Consider the following 21,545-nt stretch of genomic DNA (forward strand, 5'->3'; position numbering starts at 1 on the left):
GGTCAGTCCAGCGGATTGGCCTTGGCCTGCTGTTCCTTCCTGATCTTTTCCAGTTCCCGCTCGAACGCATGGTCGAGGAGGTTGGGGCGTTTGCGCCAGGGCTTCTTCTCAGGATCCGGCTGAGCGGCGTAGGTGATCACTTCACCGCCGTATACATCCTTGTAACGTTGGGCCTGACGCTCCAGTTCGGCGCGTAGTTGCTCTTTCGTCACAATCACTTCCAGATAGTTGGTCATGCATGAGGTCAGAAAGACCTGCTGCGGCACAGTTTAGCCTGTCCTGGTGACAGCTCCATTAAGGGGCAGAAGACAGGGTGCGCAGTCATGCAGGGCTCTAGTATGGCGCCGTTGCCCCTGCTCAGCCAAGCGGTTGGGGCTATTCAGCCTGGTGATAGGGCAGCGGGGCCTTTGCCGGAATGATGAGTGGAGTAGGAAAAAAGCAATTTTTGCGTCTGAAAAAGCGTCATTAATGGTATTGTTCGCGCCGGAAAATCCACGCCTCGGTTCACAAGACCAGATCCTTGCGTGATTGGCCTGTTGCAACGCTGCCCAAATGATCGTCAATCCGCTAGCTGAGCCAGAAGGCGCGCCTTCTCCCGCTCATGACTCAGCGCTGGCGACACAGGTAGTGCCGGCAGGTCGGTGTGGTAGTGCCGCCTGGCTTGCGCGCAGAAACTCCGAAACTGCGCCGGCCCGGGTTGCATTTGATAACGCGCAGACACGCGCTAGGCCTCGGCCGTCGATTACCTGCGGCAGATCATGATTTTGGAGAAGCGTTAAGATGGCGCATGACGTGAACGAAGCAGTAGATGTGGTGCTGGTTGGGGCCGGCATCATGAGCGCAACACTCGGCGCTCTGCTCAAGGAGCTCGATCCCGGCATCAAGCTGGAGCTGGTCGAGCTGCTGGAATCCGGGGCTATTGAAAGCTCCAACCCGTGGAACAACGCGGGTACCGGCCACGCCGGTCTGTGTGAGCTGAACTACACCCCGGAAACCGCCAATGGCTCGATTGACACCAAGAAAGCCATCAACATCAACTGCATGTTCGAAGTGTCCAAGCAACTCTGGGCGCACCTGACCGAGCAGGGTACCTTCGGTTCTCCAAAAACCTTCATCAATCCCGTTCCGCACCTGTCTTATGTCAGTGGCGACTCGGGCGTGGCCTACCTGAAAAAGCGTTTCGAAGCCCTGCGCGGCCACCACTGCTTCGAGTCCATGGACTACAGCGAAGACAAGGCCACCCTGAACGACTGGATGCCGCTGATGATGCCAGGCCGCAAGGCCGACGAGCGTCTCGCCGCTACTCGTGTCGAGGGCGGTACCGACGTCAACTTTGGCGCGCTGACCAATCAGCTGCTCGATCACCTCAAGACCAAGCCGGGTGTGTCCATCCGCTATGCCCAGAAAGTCTGCGGCCTCAAGCGCCAGGGCAAAGGCTGGAACGTCACCGTCAAGGACCTGAAAACCGGCAATACCCGTGAGGTGAGTGCCGGTTTCGTCTTCCTCGGCGCCGGTGGCGGTGCACTGCCGCTGCTGCAGATGTCCGGCATTGAAGAGGGCAAGGGCTACGGCGGCTTCCCGGTCAGTGGCCAGTGGCTGCGTTGCGACAACCCCGAAGTGGTCGCCAAGCACCATGCCAAGGTCTACAGCCAGGCCGAAGTCGGCTCGCCGCCCATGTCCGTTCCGCACCTGGATGCGCGCATGGTCGATGGCAAGAAGTCCCTGCTGTTCGGACCCTATGCCGGCTTCACCACCAAGTTCCTGAAGAACGGCTCGTTCCTCGACCTGCCGCTGTCGGTGCGTCCGGGCAACCTGCTGCCGATGCTGGCCGTGGCCCGCGACAACATGGACCTGACCCGCTACCTGATCAAGGAAGTGATGCAGTCCATGGAGCAGCGCCTGGAAGCCCTGCGCAAGTTCTACCCGGAAGCCAAGGCCGAAGACTGGAGCCTGGAAGTGGCTGGCCAGCGCGTACAGATCATCAAGAAGGACCCGAAAACCGGCGGCAAGCTGGAATTCGGTACCGAGATCGTCGCCGCTGCCGATGGCAGCATCGCCGCTCTGCTGGGTGCCTCGCCGGGTGCCTCGGTGTCCGTATCGGCCATGCTCGATCTGATCGAGCGCTGCTTCGCCGACAAGATCAAGTCCGAAGAGTGGAGCTCGCGCCTGAAGACCATCTTCAAGGCCGATGCCAAGGCTCTGGAAAACGATCCGGCGCTGTACCGCGAAGTCAGTACTGCATCGAACAAGGTGCTGCAGCTGGCGTAAGGCTGTCGATTCGAAAGAACCGCCCTACGGGGCGGTTTTTTTATGGCTTGATGATGAAGACTGGCGTTTGGGTTGGCTGTTGTAGGGGAGAGTCCTACTCCGCTGATGCTGCACGACACCCCAGATTGGCTGCTGACACTATGCAGGGCAGGTAGGGCTGCGTAATGCGTGCGTAAGTGCCATCGGCCACGACTGTTGCCAGTACCGCGTTGAATTGCTCAACAAACTCAGGCTGCAGCGATTTTCGGCTGAACGCGACGACTGCTGGTTCTTCTGATACCACAAGCTGGCTGCGGATAATCTGCCGCGTCAAACCCAGTTGCTGTAACTCCAGCAGGCCAGTCACCTCGTCGGCAATCAAACCATCCAGACGGCCCGCACTTAGCATTTGCCACGCGCCACGGCGATCAGTCACTGGAACAGTGCGAGCCCTGAAGTCTGAATGCTTGATCAGCTCAGCATATTCACTGCTGTAGATCACGCCGATCTGGATACCCAGCCGAAAGTTGCTGTGGCTGATATGACTGAGTGAATCAAACGCAAAGCGTCTGGATGCCTCCCGGTTCATGAACAGCACATTGGGAGAGCGGTGGATCGGAGCGGAGAAATAGGCAAAGGTTTCTCGCTCAGGTGTAATCAGAGCGCCTGGCAGAATATCCAGACTGCCATTTTCCAGATTCCGCAGACCCCGCGCCCATGGCAGCTCGATGAAGCGGGGTTTACAGTCCATGCGTCTGAGAACCTCACGAAGCAGGTCTGAGGTTGCTCCACGCACATGCATGTTGGAATCAGGCATGTCATAGGGCGGATCGTTTGCCCAGCGCACGGTCTTTTCACAGGCCCAGCTCAATGCAGGAGCGCTAATAAGTAACAACAGGCACAGCAGTGTTCGTGACTGAGGCATTGGCGTCTCTGTGTGGAGGGGCCGTTCTCGAAATGATGTCCATGCGTCTCGCGACTTAACACAGTCTAGCCACAGTGCTCAGCCTGGAAAGGGTTTCAATTAATCTGGCTAGGGACGGATATCCGGCGCTGGTGTTATCGGTACGCCCTGCGCGAGCGCGGCTTGCTGCTGACGAGCAAGGGCGCGTTGGAATGCCGGTCTGTCCTGCAGGCGATCCCAGTAGACTCGTATGTTCGGCGTGAACTGCTCGGCCAGACCCAGGTGCTCCGCCAGCAGCAATGCATAGCCAACCGCAATGTCGGCGGCGGTGAAACGCATGGCGCAGAGATAGTCGGCCTCGGTCAGAGCATTCTCGACCGCGCGCAAACGGGCCAGGAACCAGCGCTCATAGTCGTTGGCTACCTGCGGCTGTAGCCGCTCTCCCGTCTCGAAGTGGCGGTAGCGCAGCACCAGCGTCTGCGGAAAGGTCAGTGTGGCATCGCTCATGTGCAGCCAGTTCAGATAGGCCCCGAAATGCGCATCGCTGGCTGCGACATCCAGTACTCCCGGGCTGTGCCGGGCGGCGAGGTACTGGCAAATGGCTGCCGACTCAGTCATGTGCACGTGGCCTTCCACCAGCAGCGGCACGGTGCCCAATGGGTTTTCTTCCAGATAGTGGCGAGCCAAGGCTCTGGGAGGAAAAGGCCACATGCGCAGTTCATAGGGCAAGCCGAGTTCTTCGAGCAGCCAGAGTGACCGGAAGGATCTGGCGCTGACGCAATGATGCAGGGTGATCATGGTTCGCTCTTCGTGGGGAAGCTGGCGAACAGGTTATGGTGCTTGAGGGGCGACAGCCAGAGGTCACTCGCAAAGACCTTAACTGTGCTGATGGACTTGCCAGCGTCTTCTCGATGCTGGTTCCGAGTGCGCTGGCATCGGAAACGAAAAAGCCCTGCATGGGCAGGGCTTGGTCTGAGAGTTCTGGAGCGGGCGAAGGGAATCGAACCCTCGTCATGAGCTTGGGAAGCTCAGGTAATGCCATTATACGACGCCCGCTTGGACGGCCGTCTTTGTACCAGAATCGGCCTTGGCCTGGAAGCAGGCTGCTGAAATTCCTGAGGTTCTCAGAACGCGGCGACTTCTTCAGTGCTCAGAGCCCGGTAGTGCCCCGGCGGCAGGTCGCCCAGGTCCAGAGGACCGATGCGCTCGCGGTGCAGGCCGATGACCTTGTTCTGGAAGTGGCCGAACATGCGCTTGACCTGATGGTAGCGGCCCTCGTGCAGGGTCAGGCGGGCGCTGTGGCTGCCGAGGATTTCCAGCTCCGCCGGCAACGTGGTGAGATCTTCATAGGCGAAATACAGGCCTCGGGCGAACACCTCGATGTACTCGGTGCTGATCGGTTGTTCGGTCAGTACCCGGTAGACCTTGGGCTGCTTGCTGCCCGGCAGGGTCAGACGCCTGGTCCACAGGCCGTCGTTGCTGATCAGCAACAGGCCGCTGGTGTTGAGGTCCAGGCGGCCGGCCAGGTGCAGGTCATCCTTGTCCGGCTCGTCGAGCAGGTCGAGCACCGTGCGGTGTTCGGGATGGCGGGTGGCGCTGACCACGCCTACCGGCTTGTGCAGCATGAAGTAGCGTGCCGCCTTGCCGGCCTGCAGCAGCTCATCATCCAGCTGCACCCGGCTGAATTCGCGTACCTCGGCCTGGGCGTCGCGGCACGCCTGCCCATCCAGATAAATCCGGCCCTGACTGATCAGCTGGCGGGCGTCCTGACGGTTGAAGCGCGGCAGGTTGCTGAGGAAACGATCAAGACGCATCGACAGCCTGACTGGCCAGTTGTGCGCAGGCCGGGCACAGGCAGGCCTGCTGACGTGCCTCGGCGGGAATGCGTGCCAGGGCATCGGCACTGATCGGTGTGCTGAAACACCAGCAGGGCAGCGTGGCGGTGGCGGGGTTGGCCAGTGTGCACTGGTTGGCCGCCCCGCACAGCGGGCAGCGCTGCGGGTCGACGGGCGTGTCAGTCATGCCGGGGCTCCAGCTGCACATCCTGCACCCAGGGCTCGAGGCGCTGGCCGAAGGCCAGCTCCACCTGATAGCGGGCACGGTGTTGTTCGGGCTGGGCATATTCGGCGCGCAGGGCGTTGCGGCTGGCCAGCGGCAGGTACAGATCGCCCACGCGCAGTTCGCTGATATGGCCGCGCACGTACCAGCGTTTGTCCTGCTGGTTGAGGCTGGCGCTGATGCGGGCCGGCACGATGGCATAGCGCTGGCGGTCGGGATAACGCTGGCGCAGGCTGGCGCGGTCGAGACCTGCGGCCACCGCATAGAGGCGACTGTCCTGCTCGCGGGCGTTTTGCAGTTGCCGCTCAAGGTCCTTGATGTGTTCGGCGCCGGCTTTTCTGCTGCGGGCCTCGGCCAGCTCGGCGGTGGCACGCGCCAGCTCGCGTTGGTAGGTTGGGCCGTCGAATTCCAGCACCACCAGCGCATTGCGTTCCTGCAGGCGCCAGCGGGCATAGTGTTCCTGACCGTCTTCGGGCAACTCATCGAACCCCAGCTCCAGCAGGGCATTGCGCTGCAGCCAGTCGGGGCCGCGCCAGTCGTTGGCACGGCGCCGTTCCTGCTGCCAGTCAAGGCGCAGGGCCAGGTTGGAGTTTTCCTGTGGGCCGAATTCGCGCCAGGCGAATGGCAGTTCCCGTTCGGACAGGCGCAGCTGGCTGTCCGGCGTGCCGCTGCGGTTCCAGGCCACGCCAGCCAGGCTCAGGGCATTGCTGATCACGATCAGGCCGGCGGCGGCCAGCAGCAGGCGGGTCGGCTTCATGGCTGCACCTCCACGGCGAGGCTGCGACGCAGGCGACGCATCACCAGCAGAACCAGAATGGCCAGCAGACCGAGGAGGAAGAAGAACAGGTACTTGGGCAGGTAGTCCCACCACCAGTCGAACACCTTGCAGAACAGGGCAATGACGAACAGCAGCGTGCCGCCGTTGATCAGCTCGGCCTGCTGGCGGCGAATGCCGATGTAGATGGCCAGCGCCGGGACGGCGAAGCCGAGCAACTGGTAGATGCCTTCAATCAGATCCGGGTCCAGGCGCAGGTAGCTGCCTTCCCCCCAGTAGCCGAGGATCAGCATCGGCAGCAGCAGGCAGACTAGACCGAGCATGCGGTACAGCGCCGCAAAGCCGGCGAAGCGGCGCTGCACGGCCAGTTCGGCGCTGGCCAGCATGAGCAGGGCCGGTAGCAGGAAGTTTTCCGGGCGTTCGACGCAGGCCAGCCAGTCGAGGCCGTCCCAGCTGTGCAGGCGGCTGGCGCAGAAGGCCGTGGCACTGAGCAGACCGAGCCCGAGCAGCAGGCGCAACTCGCAGGCATAGGCCAGCAGCAGGGCCAGCGCGGCCCAGGCCAGCAGGGCCTGATCGGTGGGCGTGATATTGAAGATCTGCCCCAGCATGACCAGATTGAGAACGAAGGCGGTAAAGGTCAGCAGCGCCGCCAGCTTGCTGAAGTAGCCGCTGTCATCCAGACGTTGCAGGGCGGCTGTCAGCAGCAGGCCAAGCAGTGGCGCGGCGATCAGGATGGCGACCTGGCTGGTGCTGCCGAACAGCCCCCAGAACCGGTAGAACAGAAAGAACAGGCTGGCGGCCAGGGCCAGGGCGCCGAGCAGCGAGGCGATACGCATGCCCAGCGAGAGCTGGTGCGCCTGGCGGCTGTGGTCGATGTCGAAGCGGCTGGCCAGTTCGCCGAGCAGGCGCTGGTGGTAGCTCTGCACCCGGGCCTGCTGATCGGCCGCCAGTTGCAGCACGCCTTCGCGCTGCAGGCAGTCCAGCTCGGCGCGGAACTGGGCAATGCGGTCGCTTCGCTGCTGGGCCTGCGCGCGGTTGTCGATGGTCATGTTGACGTCCCGGTTGTCAGGTGTTGTCAGGCACTGGCGCCCGGTTCGCTGGCGATCTGGTTGCGGCCGCTCTGCTTGGCCCGGTACAGCGCCCGGTCGGCGCGGGCGATCAGCGCGTCCAGGCCTTCGCCGCCGGTGAGGTTGGTTAGGCCGATGCTGATGGTGACCTTGAGCGCCTTGTCCTCCCAGAAGAAGTGCTGCTTCTCCAGCTGGACGCGCAGTTTTTCTGCCAGTTGCCGGGCGGTATCCAGAGGCGTGTTCTTGAACAGCACGATGAACTCTTCACCGCCCCAGCGGCAGACGATATCCGAACGGCGCAGGGATGCCCGCAGCTGGTTGGCAAAGCCCTTGAGCACCACATCACCGGCCAGATGGCCGTGGGTGTCGTTGAGGGTCTTGAAGTGGTCGAGGTCGATGACGATGGCGCTCAAGGGTTGCTGCTCGCGGCGGGCTTCCTCAAGGGCCTGCCCGGCGAGCATCTCGAAGCCGCGGCGGTTGGGCAGTTCGGTGAGCTGGTCGGTGGCCGCAAGGCGTTCGATGCGCAGCTGGTAGCGGCGGATCAGCAGGCTGAACAGGGTCATCACGATGGCGGTCACCAGCAGGCACATCAGTATGCTGAGCCACAGCGATTGGCGGATTTCGGCGGTCTGCCCTCCGTCATGCTTGGTGACGAACAGGTAGTTCTTCAGCTCGGGGATGTAGCGCACATTGACGAAGTAGCGATTGTCCTCGAACTCGTATTCATAGCTGCCGTCCTGCAGCTTGGGCATCTGCGCGAGCAGGCCGTCGAGGCCATCGATATCGGCAATCGCCTTGCCGGCCCGGTTGCCGAAGGGGCCGCCGGCTTCACCGGTGAGGCTGATCACGCCTTTCGGGTTGACCAGATACACAGTGCGGTCAAAGCGCTTCTGGTAGGTGTCGATCAGCTTGACCACGCTTTCCACGGACAGGCCGACACCGGTAACGCCGAGAAAGTGCTGGGCCTCGTCGAGCACCCGGTAGTTGATGAAGATGGCCATGCTGTCCTGGTTGGCCATGTCGATGTCGACATTGATCTCGTAGGGCTCTTTCAGCTCGCGGACACGGAAGTACCAGGCATCACGGGGCTCATCCTGGGCCACCTGCTTGAGGATGCCGCGGCTCTGGAAGTAGGTACGGGTCTTTTCCGAAACGAAGAAGCTGGTGAAGGCGTTGTGGCGGTTCTGTACCTCGCGCAGATAGCGGGTGATCTGCCCGACGTCCTGCTCACCGTGCTTGATCCAGTCGTGCAGGAAGGTGTCGTTGGCCATCATCGAGGCGATCAGCACCGGGCGCACCAGGTCGCGCTGGATTTCCGAGTAGACGTTGTCCGAGGTCAGCGGCAGTTCGGTGCTGAGGATGCTGCTGCGTACCGCTTTCAGCGAGGTGTAGTAACTGAAGAGGGTGGTGGTGAGGAATCCGCCCAGCAGCAGAAACAGCAACAGCAGGCGCAGTGGCCCGAGGGTCCGGTGGCGGCGACTGGTCAGCGGCATGCAGAGCGCTCCAAGGCTCGATAGACATGCCCTAGTGTGGCAGAGGCCGGCGCCGCCAGCGAGTGCGGCGCCGTGCCGCGTGTTTCAGCGGCTGGCCAGCCAGGCGCGCCAGCCGCCAAAGGCGGTGATGTCGCTGGCGCCTGCGAGCCCGTAGCCCTCGCAGATAAAGCCGGTTTCCCAGCTGCCATCGGCCAGTTGCACCTTGCCCAGCCCCAGGGGCGCCGGGATGCCGGTGAGGAAGGAGCCCAGTTCGCTGCTCGGCAGCTCCCAGACTTCCACGGCAATAGCCGCGCCGCCCTCGGCGACCCGTACCATCCCGGGGCGCTGCACCGGTCCCCCGGCCAGGGCGTACAGTCGGTAGTCTGGCGAGCTCTGCGTGGCCTCAAGCAGACGGCCGCCGCGCTGCCTGAGCTGCCAGTTCAGCGGCAGGCCATCCAGGTGCGCGCCGCACACCACCACGCGGGCGCGGTCGTGGCGGGCGAGGGTGGCCGGGGCAGGCGATTCCAGTGTGCGTTCACCGGAAAGCAGCAGGCCATGCTGGCGCTGCAGGGCATCGGCCAGACCCAGCAGGTACTGATCGGTGAAGGCGCGGCCGAACAGGATCACGCCCCAGGGCAGACCGTTGGCCATAAAGCCCGCGGGGACAGCCACTGCCGCGTAGTCGAGCATGTTCATGAAGTTGGTGTAGTAGCCCAGGTCCGAATTGCGCCTGACCGGTTCGGCGTGAAGCTCGTCCAGCGTCACCGGGCGCGGGTAGGCCGGTGTCAGTACACAGTCCAGATCGGCGAGGATGCGGTCGCAGATCGCCTTGAGTGCCTGCAGGCGGTACTGGGCGCGGAACGCCCCGACGGCCGTGGTGCCCGGCGCTTTTTCCAGCACGGCCCTGATCACCGGCAGCACGGCGTCCGGCTGCTCTTCGATCAGCTTGCCGGCGACGCTGTAGCGCTCGGCCACCCAGGGGCCCTCATAGAGCAGGCGCGCGGCTTCGAGGAAGGGCGCGAAGTCGATTTCCACCGCTTCGCCGCCGAGGGCTTTCAGCTGTTCGATGGCCTGCGCGAACAGTGCCGGGCTTTCCGGGCAGCCGAGGAACTCCAGCTGTGCCGGCACGCCGAAACGGAAGCCGGCGCGCGGCTTACCGAAGGCGCTGGCATCGTTCCACAGCGGGTTGGCCCGGCTGTATTCGTCGCGCGCATCCAGCCTGGCGGTCAGCGCCAGCAGCTGGCTGGCCTCAAGGGCGGTGGCGCTGAAGTAGGTCACGCAGTCCAGCGTGCGGCAGGCTGGCACCACGCCGGCGGTGGAAATCAGCCCCTTGCTGGCCTTGAGCCCGACCAGATTGTTCAGCGCCGCCGGCACCCGGCCGCTGCCCGCGGTGTCGGTGCCCAAGGCAAAGCTGGCCACGCCCAGCGCCACGGCCAGGGACGAGCCCGCGCTGGAACCGCCGGACGGATAGTCCGGATGTACGCTGTTGCGGCACTCACCGTAGGGCGAACGGGTGCCGTTCAGGCCGGTGGCGAACTGGTCGAGGTTGGTCTTGCCCAGCGGCACGGCGCCGAGGGCGATCAGTTGCTGGACGACGGTCGCGCTCTCTCCGGGGACATAGGCGAAGGCCGGGCAGGCGGCGGTGGTCGGGATGCCGGCCAGGTCGATATTGTCCTTGATGGCGAAGGGCACGCCGTACAGCGGCAGCTCGGCCGGCGATTTGCCGTCCAGCGCCGCCAGGTAGGGCTCCAGCTCTTCCGGGCTGAGCAGGTGGATAAACAGCTTGAACTCGGGATTCAGCGCGGCGGCCTGTTCGCGCAGATCGCCGATCAGCTGGCGCGGGCTCAGGCTGCCGCTGGTGTAGGCGGCTTTCAGGGCGCCGAGGCGCAAATCATGGGCAAAGGCGGGCATCAGGCTTCCTCCAGAACAACAACACGCTGACCGGCGCGCACCGGAGAGCCGGGCTGCACGCGAACTTCACGCACCACGCCGTCGCGCGGGGCAGTGAGGGGTATTTCCATCTTCATCGACTCGAGGATCACCAGCACATCGCCGGCTTTCACCGTGCTGCCGGCCTCCACCTGCACCTGCCAGAGGTTGCCGGCGATGTGGCTGTCGATGCCATGCTGGCCGGCGCCGAGCGGGGCGTCCTCGCCCACATCCGGGCCGACGTCCTCGACCTCGAAATGCGCCTGGCCGGAGTCGATCCAGCGCTGGCGTTCGGCGGCAAACGCCGCCCGCTGCTGGGTGCGGAAGGCGTCGATGCCCGCGGCTTCCGCGGAGAGGAAGTCCTGATAGTCGGCCAGGGCCAGTTCGCTGTCCTCGATGCGCAGATCAAAGCGGCCGAGCGGGAAGTCGCGGCGGATCTGCAGCAGTTCGGAGGCACTCACCGGGTAGAAGCGGATCTGGTCGAAAAAGCGCAGCAGCCAGGGCTTGCCGTGGAAGGCGCTGACTTCGCGGTAGCGGTTCCACATCTGCAGGGTGCGGCCGACGAACTGGTAGCCACCGGGGCCCTCCATGCCGTACACGCACATGTAGGCGCCGCCGATGCCCACCGAGTTCTCGGCGGTCCAGGTGCGTGCCGGGTTGTACTTGGTGGTCACCAGGCGGTGGCGCGGGTCCAGCGGGGTGGCTACCGGTGCGCCGAGGTAGACATCGCCCAGCCCCATCACCAGGTAGCTGGCGTCGAATACGGTCTTGTAGACCTCATCAAGGTTGGGCAGATCGTTGATGCGGCGGATAAATTCCAGGTTGCTCGGGCACCAGGGCGCGTCCTTGCGCACCGTGGTCATGTATTTCTCGATGGCCAACTGGCAGGCCGGGTCGTCCCAGGACAGCGGCAGGTGGACGATGCGCGACGGCACGCGCAGGTCCGTGGCGTTGCACACCGCATCCCACTCGCCGATCACCGCCGCCAGCAGGCGCGCCAGCGACAGGGTTTCCGGCTGGTAATGCACCTGCAGCGAGCGGATGCCAGGGGTCAGGTCGATCACGCCCTCCAGCTGCTTGGCTTCCAGCGCCTGCATCAGCGCATGCCCACGGAAGCGCAGGACCAGGTCCAGTTCCGGCTGGCCGATTTCCAGCAGCAGGTGGGTGTCGCCGGACAGACGGGCGACCAGACGCTTGTCGAGGCTGCCGATATCCAGCACCACGGGCGGCTCCAGCGGAATCGGCTGCCAGTCGACGGGCACGGCCTGCAGCCCGGCCACTTCCGCCTGGCGGGCCTTGGCCAGCGCACGGGCGGTGTCGATGTTCACCGGCACGAAGCGCACCTTGTCGCCGGCCTTGAGCTGGCCCAACTGCCACAGGTCGGCCTCGATGATGGTCACCGGGCAGACGAAGCCGCCCAGGCTCGGACCGTCCGGGCCGAGGATCACCGGCATATCGCCGGTGAAGTCCACCGTGCCGATGGCATACGGATTGTCGTGAATGTTGGAGGGGTGCAGGCCGGCTTCGCCGCCGCTGTCGCGTACCCACTCCGGTTTCGGGCCGATCAAGCGCACGCCGGTGCGGCTGGAGTTGAAGTGCACCTCCCAGTCGGTGGCGAGGAAGGTGTCGATATAGGCCGGGGTGAAGTATTCCGGCGCGCCGTGCGGGCCGTAGATCACCCGCAGCTCGCGCACGGCGGGCAGTTCGCTGCACAGCGCGGCGGGCAGTTGCACGCCGTTGCTCGTATCGCCGAGAGGTGGAAGGTGCAGCACATCGCCGGCACGCAGGGCGCGGCCGCCGTGGCCGCCGAACTGGCCGAGGGTAAAGGTGCTTTTGCTGCCCAGGTATTCCGGTACCTGCAGGCCGCCGCGCAGGGTGAGATAGGAGCGCGCGCCTGAACCTGCGATGGTGCCGAGGCTCAGGGTGCTGCCAGCCCTGATCAGCAGGGCGGTGTTCATGGGTTGCGCCACACCGTCCAGCGTCAGCGGGATTTCCGCGCCGGTCACCGCCACCACCGCCTCGGTGTTGAAGCGCAGTAGAGGGCCGCTCATGGTGATTTCCAATCCGGCGGCGCCTTCGTCATTGCCCAGCAGGCGGTTGCCCAGGCGCAGGGCGCGGTCGTCCATCGGCCCGGACGGCGGTACGCCGACGGCCCAGTAGCCGAGGCGGCCGGGGAAGTCCTGCACGGTGGTCTGGGTGCCGGCGGACAGTACTTCGAAGGTGCTGGCGCGGTAGGTCAGACCTTCCAGGCAGCGGGTCCAGGGATTGCCTTCGGCGAAGGGCACGTCACTGATGATCTGGCGCAGGTACTGGCGGTTGGTCTCCACGCCGTACAGCAGGCTATCGGCCAGGGCCTGGCTGAGGGCGGCGCTGGCTTCTTCGCGAGTCGGTGCCCAGGTGATGAGCTTGGCGATCATCGGGTCGAAGTAGGGCGGAATCTCGCAGCCGGCTTCGACCCAGGTGTCGATGCGCAGGGCCTTGCCATCGGCTTCGGGGAAGCTGACGGCGGTGAGCAGGCCGGGGCAGGGCTGGAAGTCGCGGCCCGGATCTTCGGCATACAGGCGCGCCTGGATGGCGTGACCGCTGGGTTCAAGGCCTTTACCCAGTTCGCTGAGCGGCGGCAGATCGCCGGCCGCCAGCTCGATCATCCAGCGCACCAGGTCGACCCCCCACACCTGTTCGGTGACGCCGTGCTCGACCTGCAGGCGGGTGTTCACTTCGAGGAAGTAGAAGCGCTCGGCCTCGCTGTCGTAGACGAACTCCACGGTGCCGGCGCTGCGGTAGCTGACCGCCTTGGCCAGCTTGATCGCCGCCGCACAGAGTGCCTCGGCCATGCCGGCCGGCAGGTTGGGCGCCGGGGTTTCTTCCAGCACCTTCTGGTTACGCCGCTGCACCGAGCAGTCGCGTACGCCGAGGGCGAGGACTTCGCCGCGCCCATCGCCAAATACCTGCACTTCCAGATGGCGGGCGCGCTGGATGTACTTCTCGATGAACACGCCGCTGTCGCTGAAGTTGTTCTGCCCCAGGCGCTTGACCGCCTCGAAGGCATCCGAGAGTTCTTCCGCGCTGCGGCACACGCGCATGCCGATGCCGCCACCGCCGGCGGTGCTCTTCAGCATCACCGGGTAGCCGACTTCCTCACCGGCCTTGAGCGCGGCGTCGAGATTTTCCAGCAGCTCGGTGCCTTCCAGCATCGGCACACCATGTTGCTTGGCCAGGGCGCGGGCGGTGTGCTTGAGGCCGAAAACGCGCAGCTGTTCGGGCGTCGGGCCGACGAAGGCAATGCCGGCGGCCTCGCAGGCCTCGGCGAAGGCGGCGTTTTCGGAGAGGAAGCCGTAGCCGGGGTGAATGGCTTTGGCGCCGCTGCGCCTGGCGATCTCCAGAATCTTGTCGACCACCAGATAGGTAGTGGCGGCCGGGCCTTCGCCCAGGCTATGGGCCTCGTCGGCCTGCTGCAGATGCAGGCTGGCGACGTCGGCTTCGGAGTAAACGGCCACGCCCTTGACGTCGAGCTGGCGCAGGGTGCGCAGGATGCGGCAGGCGATGGCGCCGCGGTTGGCGATCAGAAGTTTGTCGAACATTCGAGGAGCCCTCGAAGGAGGCGGGTCGTCCCGCCGGTATTCGGTTCGCCTCGCGGTCGTCCGCGAGGGCAGGTCAGTTCGGGCGTGGCGTGGAGTCGGCGGGTGCCGGCTGGCGTTGTCCCAGGCGGAACAGCCACAGGCGCAGGCCGCTCAGTCCCATACCAGCACCTCGGCCGGGGTCGGGTTGTAGGCGTTGCAGGGGTTGTTCAGTTGCGGGCAGTTGGAGATCAGCACGATCACGTCCATGTGCGCCTTGAGCTCCACGTACTTGCCCGGCGCCGAGAGGCCGTCCTCGAAGGTCAGGCCGCCTTCCGGGGTGACCGGCACGTTCATGAAGAAGTTGATGTTGGCGCCCAGATCGCGCTTGCTCAGCCGGCCGTCGTGCAGCGCGCCGCGCAGGAAGTTGTCGCGGCAGCTGTGCATGTAGCGCTTTTCCAGGGCATAGCGGACGGTGTTGCTCTCCTGAGCGCAGGCGCGCCGAGGGTGTCGTGGCGGCCGCAGGTGTCGGCGGTGATGGTCAGCAGCGGGTTGCCGAGGTTGGACCAGAGCACGGTGCCGGTGGTCAGGTACACGCTGTTCTGTTTGCGCAGGGTGCGCTGCGGGTCGTAACGCTCGCGCGGGTTCTTTGCGCTGAAGAACAGGGTATCGACGGCCTGGTTGCCTTCCAGGTCGAGCAGGCGCAGGGTCTGCCCGGCCCTGACCTCGAACAGGTAGGGCTCGCCGGCCGGGATCACATGGCGGAACACGGCGGCTTCGGGGTGCAGGGTGCTTTCGATCAGGCTCATGGCGCCGCTCCTTACAGGTAAAGCCGTTCAGTGTTGTGGAAGCCGCGGCCGTTTTCCGGACGCGAGGTGCGGCAGAGCACGCTGATGCCATCGCTCTGCACCTGCTGCCAGCTGAGCTGCACCGGCTTGGGTGCGTACTGCGGATTCGGGTCCATCGGGTGCTGCAGGGCGGTAAGCACCACCAGGGTGTCCATCGGCGCATACAGCTCGATGTAGTCGCCGGCTTTGGAATTGCCGGCTTCGAAGTGGAAGCAGCCGTCGCGATCGACCGTGATCTTGCTGAACAGGTTGAGGTTCATCAGCAGGTCCGCGATGCCAAGGTCCCACTTGCCCAGTTCCACCAGCAGGTTGTCCATCCCGTTGCGGAAGAAGCCGTTGCGCAGTTCCTGATAGCGGCCCTGGCCGTACTTCTCGGTCACTTCTGCCGCGTTCAGCAGGCCGCCCATGCTGTCATGCCAGCCGCAGGTGTCGGCGGTTATGGCGGCGAGGATTCTGCCCATATCCGAGTACAGGCAATGGCCGGCGGTGAGCCTGGCGGTGTGCTGGCACTTGAGGGTGTCCGGCAGGTTGAGGCGCTCGCTTTTCTCGTGGGCATTGAGCAGCAGCAGGCTGACGTTGGCGCCACCTTCGATATCGGTGAGGCGCAGCAGCTGGCCGCGCTTGAGGACGAAGGAGGTGTGGCCGCCACCAGGCACGAGTTCCTCGTACAGCGTGGGGCGCAGGGTTAGTGCAGCGGTCATGGGATGCTCCTTACAGGGCCGGTTGCAGGTCGCCGGTGATGTGCGCCGGCAACGCCGCGACGGCGGCGCGCTGGGCGCGGCGGTCGCTGTTCAGGGGGATGTCGTAGGTGATGCGCGCGCCGAAGGCGTTCGGCGCATGCGGATCGATGCGGGTCTTGTCGAACACCAGCAGGCGGGTGCCGAGGCTGAAGCCTTCACTCAGATCGTGAGTGACCATAAAGACGGTCAGCCCGGTCTCGTGCCACAGTTCCAGCAGCAGGGCGTGCATGTCCTTGCGGATGCCCGGGTCCAGTGCGCCGAAAGGTTCGTCCAGCAGCAGCACGCGCGGCTTCATGATCAGCGCCTGGGCGATGGCCAGACGTTGCTGCATGCCGCCGGAAAGCTGGCTGGGGTACTTGTCCAGGGCATGGCCGAGGCCGACCTTGCGCAGAATGGCTTCGGCCTGCGCGCGGGCGTCGCGCTTGGCGGCACCGAACAGCCTGCCGAGCAGTGGCGAGCGTGGCAGCTCCAGACCGATGGCGACGTTGTCCAGCACGGAGAGGTGCGGAAACACCGAGTAGCGCTGGAACACCACGCCGCGGCTGGCGTCCGGCTCGCCGGGCAGGGCTTGGCCGGCCAGCAGGATTTCACCCTTGCTCGGCCGCTCCTGGCCCAGCAGCAAGCGCAGGAAGGTCGACTTGCCGCAGCCGGAGGCACCGACCAGCGTGCAGAACTCGCCTTCGTTGATCGACAGGTTCAGGCGCTCCAGCACGACCTGGTCACCGTACTCCTGCCAGACATTCTTGACTTCGATAAAGGCGCCTACTGCGCGTGTTGCTGGCTGTGTCGCGCGGTGCGCGCAATCCTCATGGACTCTGTGTCCACTCCGGTTGCTGTGCTCCGGGCTTCTTGCCAGCGACTCGCTCGCTACGGCGCCGCTCTCTGTACGCTTCATGCCTTGGCTCCTTCATACCAGGGAAAGCACAGGCGGGTGAGCTGGCGCAGCCCCAGGTCCATCAGCCAGGCGAGCAGGGTGATCCACACTACGTACGGCAGGATCACGTCCATCGCCATGTAACGGCGTACCAGAAAGATGCGGTAACCCAGACCGTCGGTACTGGCGATGGCTTCGGCGGCGATCAGGAACAGCCAGGCCGAACCGAGCACCAGACGCAGGGCAATCAGCAGGCGCGGCAGCAGTTGCGGCAGCACCACACGCAGGATCAGCGTCCAGGTGCTGGCGCCGAGGGTCTGCGACTTGATCAGGATTTCCGCCGGGATCTCACGGGCCCGCTGCTCCAGATCACGGGCCAGCACCGGGGTGATGCCGATGACGATCAGCATCACCTTGGACAGTTCTCCCAGGCCAAAGACGATAAACAGGATCGGCAGTATCGCCAGCGGCGGCACCATCGACAGCACGGTGAGCAGCGGCGACAGCGGCGCGCGGAAGAGCGGCAGGATGCCGGCGGCTATCCCCATGCACAGCCCCGCCAGGGCCGCGATGCCGATGCCCAGGCCGAGACGCGACAGGCTGGCGGCGCTGTCCTGCCAGAACAGGTATTCGCCGCTGCGCTTGTCCTCGGTGAAGGCCAGGCGGTCGATGGCGCTGAGCATCTGGCTGGCACTGGGCAGCAGCTTGTCGTTGGGGTTGTCCGTCAGCCGCGCCGCCGAGCCCGTGAAGTAGGCAAACAGCAGCAGGGCGAAGGGCAACAGGATCAGCAGCAGGCGACCGCCGCGGTCCGGGTGTCGGTTGATCAGGCGCATGGATTGTCTCTGTATGAAGGTGGCGCGTAGGTTGGTGCTGAGGTACGAAGCCCAACGTTGTGCAGGAGTTGGGCTTCGCGGGCTCAACCCAACCTACGGCTTTACCAGGCGCTTACAGCTTGCCGTCGGCCGCCATCTGCATATAGCTCGGGTCGAAGCGCAGCTTGATGTTGCCCTTGTCGCCGGTGGTGATGCCTTTGGCGAACGCCATGCCGATGGCTTCGGCGCTTTGCGCACCTTCGCCGAGCAGCCCGTGGCTGAAGGAGAACTCCGCCACCTTGGTCATGGTTGCCGGCAGTTTCGGGCTGTTGGCGAAGGACAGCGCATCCTTGGCGAAGTAGAACATCTGGGTGGCTGCTAGCTGCGCGTCGTAGCCGGCCAGGTCGGTACCGGAGGCTTTGGCCATATGTTCACGTGCAGCCTTGCCGGCTGCGGTTTTCGCACTCATGGTGGCCATGATTTCGTACCAGGCGCCGGTCAGAGCTTTGCCCAGAGCCGGGTTGTCCTTGAGGGTGTTGCTGTTGACCACCATCAGGTCGATGATTTCACCGGGGATCTGGCTGGAGTCGAATACCTTGGTCACGCCCGGTGTGGCTTCGATTTCGGCCAGCAGCGGGTTCCAGGTAGCTACGGCTGTTACGTCATCGGTGGCGAAGGCAGCCACCATGTCGGCATCGGAGGTGTTGACCACCTTGAGGTCTTTTTCGCTAAGACCTGCCTTCTCCAGGCCGCGAGCGAGCAGGTAGTGGGATACAGAAAGTTCCACCAGATTGACGTTCTGGCCTTTGAGATCGGCCAGGGTCTTGTTCTCGCCCTTGATCACGATGCCGTCGTTGCCGTTGGAGAAGTCACCGATGATCAGCGCAGTGCTGTCTACGCCGCCGGCGGCCGGGATGGTCAGGGCGTCCATGTTGGTCATGGTGCAGCCGTCGAACTGGCCGGCGCTGTACTGGTTGATCGACTCGACGTAGTCATTGAGCTGCACGACATCGATATTGATGTCGTACTTCTTCGCCCATTTGTCGACGATGCCTTGGGTGGCACCATATTCCCACGGCATCCAGCCGGCGTAGATGGTCCAGCAGACGCTGAAATGATCTTTCTTCTCGGCGAGTGCCGGCTGGGCGAGCAGGGCGCCGAGGCCGGCGGCGAAGAGCGAAGCGAGCAGGGATTTGCGCATGGTGAACCTCCAGTTCGATGGAATACGGGCAGGAGCAGCGCGGCACATCGCTGGCGAACCAGGTGGCGCGTTCTCCCGGGCTTTTGTCCCGCCGTGTAACCCCGAACGAGGTCGCCAACTCTCGGACCAGTCACCCGTCCCTGTTCGGTGGACGGGCCGGAACCCTAGTCAGCCATTGCTGATTGTGTGCCGCTGCCGGAGCAGGGCTGCTACTGCATGAGTTGTCTTTAGCGAACATCGTGCCAGTGTGGGTTTTGTTGTGTGGCGCGGTGTTGGTGAGGTGCTTATGAGGGATTGGCGCACCTGGCTGGTGCGCCTTTTGGGTGGAGGGCTGCCTTGTGGTGCGCCGCCCTGACTGCTTCAGAGTGACTTGTCCGTGGCCATCTGCAGATAGGTTGGGTCGAAGCGCAGTAGTACCTTATCGCGATTTCCGATCACCCGATTCTCGCTGAAGCTGATGCCGACGTGTTCCAGTCCCTTGCCATCACTGCCAAGCAGTTGGTGGGCATCGGCAAATCCAGCCACACGCTGCATCAGTTCCGGCATCTTGCTGCTGGTAGCAAAAGCCAGTGCATAGCGAGGGGCGTAGAACGAGCGCAGGGTGTCCAGTTGCTCGTCGAAATCCTCTGCCGTGGTACCTGCGGCTGCGGCCATCTTGGCTCGGGCAGCCGCGCCTTCGGGGGTCGGCAGGCCCATCAGTCGCTGTGTTTCAAACCAGGCACCGGTCAGTGCCTTGCCTAGTTCGGGGTAGCTGGCAAGAACCTTACTATTGACCACCATCAGGTCAACGATTTCGCCGGGAATGTAGTGAGAGCTGAATACCTGATCGACCTCGGCCTGACGTTTGATGTCCGCCAGCAGCGGGTTCCAGGTGATCACGGCGTCGCCCTGGCCGCTGACGAAGGCTTTGACGATGTCCTTGTCGGAGATGTTCTGGATTTTTACGTCATCTTCTTTGAGCAGGGCCCATTCCAGGGCACGGCTGAGCAGATAGTGCGATACCGAGTTCTCCACCAACAGGATGGTTTTGCCCTTTAGATCGCGAAGGGTGCGGTTGGCGCCGCGGATCAGGATGCCGTCGGCACCGTCCGAGAAGTCGCCGACAATCAGCGCAGTGCTGTCGACTCCGGCCGCCACCGGAATAGTCAGTGCGTCCATATTGGTCATGGCGCAGCCGTCGTATTCGCCGCTGGTGTAGCGCTCGATGGAGTTGACGTAATCCGGTACTTCATCGACCTGGATATCGATGCCGTATTTGTCGCCCCATTTCTTCACGATGCCTTCGCTGGCGGCATAGCCCCAGGGCATCCAGCCGGCGAAGATCGACCAGCAAACCTTGAATGAGGGTTTCTCCGCGGCGAAGGCGGTGGGAGCAAAAGACAATAGTCCGCCAAGCAGGCAGGCAATCAGGTTGTGGGCGCGCATGGCAGACCTCCATTCATCAGTGATCAGGAACACAGGTACCGGGCCGCCGTTGGCCGGTGTTCTCCCGGGCTTTTATCCCGCCGTGTAACCTCGATGGAGGTCGCCGACTCTCGGACCAGCCACCTGCCGGGTGAGGCAGGCCGGAACCCTAGTCGGCTATTGCGATCATCCTGTCAGACAATCTTTTCCCTGTTTAATCAGTGATTTGCGAGGATCGTGCCAAGACCCCTTTATGCCATGGAAGTGTGATACGCATGGCGTCTGCCACTGGCCGGTTGCACTGCGATGGGGAGGCGGGCGGGTGGGAGCGCTGTTGTGGTGCGCTCAGGCCTTGAGCCAGCGCTGACGCAGCTGGCTGCTGCAGATGTCCACCAGCAGGACCAGGGACAGCATGGCCAGGATCACCGTGGCGGCCTGGGCTTCCTGGAACAGGCTGAGGCTGACGTAGAGCATCTGCCCCAGACCACCGGCGCCGACAAAACCCAGCACGCTGGCCATGCGGATGTTGTTCTCCCAGCGGTACAGGCTGTAGGCCAGCAACTGCGGCAGCACACCGGGCAGGGTGCCGTAGAGGAAGGCGGTCAGGCGTGAGCCGCCGGCCAGGCGAATGGCTTCGGCCGGTTCCGCCGGGGTGTTCTCCAGTGCTTCGGCAAACAGCCGGCCAAGCACGCCGGCGGTGTGCAGGGCCAGCGCCAGGGTGCCGGCATTGGGGCCGAGGCCGGCGGCCAGCACCATGAGGGCGGCCCACACCAGCTCGGGGACCGCGCGCAGGGCGTTGAGCAGCAGGCGGGCCAGGGCTTCGGCGACATGACCGAAACGACCGGCTGCCGGCAGGGCAATCAGCAGGCCGGCGAGGGCGGCGAGCAGAGTGCCGAGGGCCGACATAGCCAGGGTTTCCAGAGCGCCGCGCAGGATGCTTTGGAGATAGGCGCCGGACAGGTCCGGTTGCAGAAAGCGCACGGCGTACTGACCCATCTGCCCCAGGCTTTGCGCACTGAACAGGCCGGCCAGATCCAGTTGCAGATAGGCAAAGGCAGCAATCACTCCGGTCATGACGGCCAGCAGCAGGCCCAGGTCGAGCAGGCGCTTCATTGCCGCCTCCCGCGCAGCAGGCGGCTGAGGGCATCGGCCAGCAGAACCAGGGCGAGGAAGGTCAGCAGCAGGCTGGCCACTTCGTTGCCGGCGAACATGCGCATCGACAGGTCCATCTGCTGGCCCAGACCGCCGGCGCCGACGAAGCCCATCACCACCGAGGCGCGGATGGCGCATTCCCAGCGGTACACGGTGTACGACAGCAGCTCACCGGCGGCATTGGGCAGCGTGCCGTAGCAGAAGGCCGCCAGGCGCCCGCTGCCGGCCAGCAGCAGAGCGCGGGTGGGTTTCTGGTCCACCGACTCGAAAATTTCCGCATAGACCTTGCCCAGCATGCCGCTGTAGGTGATGGCGATGGCCAGTACCCCGGCGGTGGGGCCGAGGCCGACGGCACGAACGAACAGCAGCGCCCAGACAATCTCCGGCACGCTGCGCAGAACGATCAGCAGGCCGCGTACCGGCCAGCGCAGGGCCTGGGCCCAGGGCGCCGGACGACCGCCACGCGGCAGGGCCGACAGCGACAGGGTGCGACTGGCCAGCAGCG

General features: G+C 64.3%; 18 protein-coding genes, 1 tRNA gene, 1 pseudogene and 2 riboswitches. Of the genes and pseudogenes, 1 reads left to right on the top strand and 19 read right to left on the bottom strand.

What is annotated here, in order from left to right; genetic code table 11:
- Positions 1-2: 2 nt before the first annotated feature.
- Positions 3-212 (bottom strand): hypothetical protein, encoded by a 210-nt coding sequence (locus tag CK486_RS16275; RefSeq protein ID WP_095941380.1) that lies wholly within the window; start codon positions 210-212, stop codon positions 3-5.
- A 568-nt stretch (positions 213-780) separates the two neighbouring features.
- Between CK486_RS16275 and mqo the strand changes: the two genes are divergently transcribed.
- On the top strand, positions 781-2,268 hold the full coding sequence (gene mqo / locus CK486_RS16280; protein ID WP_095941363.1) for a malate dehydrogenase (quinone): 1,488 nt from the start codon (positions 781-783) through the stop codon (positions 2,266-2,268).
- 94 nt (positions 2,269-2,362) lie between these two features.
- Here mqo and CK486_RS16285 read toward each other — a convergent pair whose 3' ends face one another.
- The 18 genes and pseudogenes from CK486_RS16285 to CK486_RS16370 all read right to left on the bottom strand — a co-directional run.
- Positions 2,363-3,172 (bottom strand): ABC transporter substrate-binding protein, encoded by an 810-nt coding sequence (locus CK486_RS16285; protein ID WP_095941364.1) that lies wholly within the window; start codon positions 3,170-3,172, stop codon positions 2,363-2,365.
- Positions 3,173-3,280: 108 nt separating this feature from the next.
- Positions 3,281-3,949, bottom strand: coding sequence for a glutathione S-transferase family protein (locus tag CK486_RS16290; RefSeq protein ID WP_095941365.1), 669 nt, complete (start codon positions 3,947-3,949; stop codon positions 3,281-3,283).
- Positions 3,950-4,133: 184 nt separating this feature from the next.
- Positions 4,134-4,207: transfer RNA gene (locus tag CK486_RS16295), tRNA-Gly, on the bottom strand.
- A 68-nt stretch (positions 4,208-4,275) separates the two neighbouring features.
- Positions 4,276-4,965, bottom strand: a complete 690-nt coding sequence (locus CK486_RS16300) for a pseudouridine synthase (RefSeq protein WP_095941366.1) — start codon at positions 4,963-4,965, stop codon at positions 4,276-4,278.
- Positions 4,955-5,173: a cysteine-rich CWC family protein gene (locus tag CK486_RS16305; protein ID WP_095941367.1), complete on the bottom strand. Its 219-nt coding sequence runs from the start codon at positions 5,171-5,173 to the stop codon at positions 4,955-4,957. Before CK486_RS16305 ends, CK486_RS16300 begins: the two co-directional genes overlap by 11 nt.
- Complete coding sequence (locus tag CK486_RS16310; RefSeq protein WP_095941368.1) at positions 5,166-5,966, bottom strand: DUF4824 family protein; 801 nt, start codon at positions 5,964-5,966, stop codon at positions 5,166-5,168. Before CK486_RS16310 ends, CK486_RS16305 begins: the two co-directional genes overlap by 8 nt.
- Complete coding sequence (locus tag CK486_RS16315; RefSeq protein ID WP_095941369.1) at positions 5,963-7,033, bottom strand: DUF2157 domain-containing protein; 1,071 nt, start codon at positions 7,031-7,033, stop codon at positions 5,963-5,965. Before CK486_RS16315 ends, CK486_RS16310 begins: the two co-directional genes overlap by 4 nt.
- Positions 7,034-7,059: 26 nt before the next feature.
- Positions 7,060-8,544, bottom strand: coding sequence for a sensor domain-containing diguanylate cyclase (locus CK486_RS16320; protein ID WP_095941370.1), 1,485 nt, complete (start codon positions 8,542-8,544; stop codon positions 7,060-7,062).
- An 84-nt stretch (positions 8,545-8,628) separates the two neighbouring features.
- A complete protein-coding gene (gene atzF / locus CK486_RS16325; RefSeq protein WP_095941371.1) occupies positions 8,629-10,434 on the bottom strand; it encodes an allophanate hydrolase in 1,806 nt (601 codons plus the stop codon).
- Complete coding sequence (uca, locus tag CK486_RS16330) at positions 10,434-14,033, bottom strand: urea carboxylase (RefSeq protein ID WP_095941372.1); 3,600 nt, start codon at positions 14,031-14,033, stop codon at positions 10,434-10,436. Before uca ends, atzF begins: the two co-directional genes overlap by 1 nt.
- A 150-nt stretch (positions 14,034-14,183) precedes the next feature.
- Positions 14,184-14,818, bottom strand: a pseudogene (locus CK486_RS16335) (urea amidolyase associated protein UAAP2).
- An 11-nt stretch (positions 14,819-14,829) separates the two neighbouring features.
- Complete coding sequence (locus tag CK486_RS16340; protein WP_095941373.1) at positions 14,830-15,558, bottom strand: urea amidolyase associated protein UAAP1; 729 nt, start codon at positions 15,556-15,558, stop codon at positions 14,830-14,832.
- A 10-nt stretch (positions 15,559-15,568) separates the two neighbouring features.
- Positions 15,569-16,492: an ABC transporter ATP-binding protein gene (locus tag CK486_RS16345; protein ID WP_095941374.1), complete on the bottom strand. Its 924-nt coding sequence runs from the start codon at positions 16,490-16,492 to the stop codon at positions 15,569-15,571.
- On the bottom strand, positions 16,489-17,304 hold the full coding sequence (locus CK486_RS16350) for an ABC transporter permease (RefSeq protein ID WP_095941375.1): 816 nt from the start codon (positions 17,302-17,304) through the stop codon (positions 16,489-16,491). Before CK486_RS16350 ends, CK486_RS16345 begins: the two co-directional genes overlap by 4 nt.
- Positions 17,305-17,416: 112 nt before the next feature.
- Positions 17,417-18,484: a putative urea ABC transporter substrate-binding protein gene (locus tag CK486_RS16355; RefSeq protein ID WP_095941376.1), complete on the bottom strand. Its 1,068-nt coding sequence runs from the start codon at positions 18,482-18,484 to the stop codon at positions 17,417-17,419.
- 70 nt (positions 18,485-18,554) lie between these two features.
- A riboswitch (guanidine-I (ykkC/yxkD leader) is annotated at positions 18,555-18,663 on the bottom strand.
- 181 nt (positions 18,664-18,844) lie between these two features.
- A complete protein-coding gene (locus CK486_RS16360; RefSeq protein WP_095941377.1) occupies positions 18,845-19,909 on the bottom strand; it encodes a putative urea ABC transporter substrate-binding protein in 1,065 nt (354 codons plus the stop codon).
- 59 nt (positions 19,910-19,968) lie between these two features.
- A riboswitch (guanidine-I (ykkC/yxkD leader) is annotated at positions 19,969-20,072 on the bottom strand.
- Positions 20,073-20,233: 161 nt separating this feature from the next.
- Positions 20,234-21,001: a phosphonate ABC transporter, permease protein PhnE gene (phnE, locus tag CK486_RS16365; RefSeq protein ID WP_095941378.1), complete on the bottom strand. Its 768-nt coding sequence runs from the start codon at positions 20,999-21,001 to the stop codon at positions 20,234-20,236.
- Positions 20,998-21,545, bottom strand: a 548-nt coding sequence (locus tag CK486_RS16370; RefSeq protein ID WP_141248922.1) for an ABC transporter permease, incomplete at its 5' end; no start/stop codon positions are given. The genes CK486_RS16370 and phnE, both read right to left, overlap by 4 nt.

Source organism: Pseudomonas sp. HAR-UPW-AIA-41, from assembly GCF_002304225.1.
GTDB lineage: Bacteria > Pseudomonadota > Gammaproteobacteria > Pseudomonadales > Pseudomonadaceae > Aquipseudomonas.

Coding starts and splice junctions, on each gene's coding strand:
- CK486_RS16300 (WP_095941366.1), bottom strand. CDS start 4,965: ATGCGTCTTGATCGTTTCCTCAGCAACCTGCCGCGCTTCAACCGTCAG.
- CK486_RS16360 (WP_095941377.1), bottom strand. CDS start 19,909: ATGCGCGCCCACAACCTGATTGCCTGCCTGCTTGGCGGACTATTGTCT.
- mqo (WP_095941363.1), top strand. CDS start 781: ATGGCGCATGACGTGAACGAAGCAGTAGATGTGGTGCTGGTTGGGGCC.
- phnE (WP_095941378.1), bottom strand. CDS start 21,001: ATGAAGCGCCTGCTCGACCTGGGCCTGCTGCTGGCCGTCATGACCGGA.
- CK486_RS16310 (WP_095941368.1), bottom strand. CDS start 5,966: ATGAAGCCGACCCGCCTGCTGCTGGCCGCCGCCGGCCTGATCGTGATC.
- CK486_RS16305 (WP_095941367.1), bottom strand. CDS start 5,173: ATGACTGACACGCCCGTCGACCCGCAGCGCTGCCCGCTGTGCGGGGCG.
- atzF (WP_095941371.1), bottom strand. CDS start 10,434: ATGCCCGCCTTTGCCCATGATTTGCGCCTCGGCGCCCTGAAAGCCGCC.
- CK486_RS16345 (WP_095941374.1), bottom strand. CDS start 16,492: ATGAAGCGTACAGAGAGCGGCGCCGTAGCGAGCGAGTCGCTGGCAAGA.
- CK486_RS16285 (WP_095941364.1), bottom strand. CDS start 3,172: ATGCCTCAGTCACGAACACTGCTGTGCCTGTTGTTACTTATTAGCGCT.
- CK486_RS16340 (WP_095941373.1), bottom strand. CDS start 15,558: ATGACCGCTGCACTAACCCTGCGCCCCACGCTGTACGAGGAACTCGTG.
- CK486_RS16355 (WP_095941376.1), bottom strand. CDS start 18,484: ATGCGCAAATCCCTGCTCGCTTCGCTCTTCGCCGCCGGCCTCGGCGCC.
- CK486_RS16320 (WP_095941370.1), bottom strand. CDS start 8,544: ATGCCGCTGACCAGTCGCCGCCACCGGACCCTCGGGCCACTGCGCCTG.
- CK486_RS16290 (WP_095941365.1), bottom strand. CDS start 3,949: ATGATCACCCTGCATCATTGCGTCAGCGCCAGATCCTTCCGGTCACTC.
- uca (WP_095941372.1), bottom strand. CDS start 14,033: ATGTTCGACAAACTTCTGATCGCCAACCGCGGCGCCATCGCCTGCCGC.
- CK486_RS16315 (WP_095941369.1), bottom strand. CDS start 7,033: ATGACCATCGACAACCGCGCGCAGGCCCAGCAGCGAAGCGACCGCATT.
- CK486_RS16350 (WP_095941375.1), bottom strand. CDS start 17,304: ATGCGCCTGATCAACCGACACCCGGACCGCGGCGGTCGCCTGCTGCTG.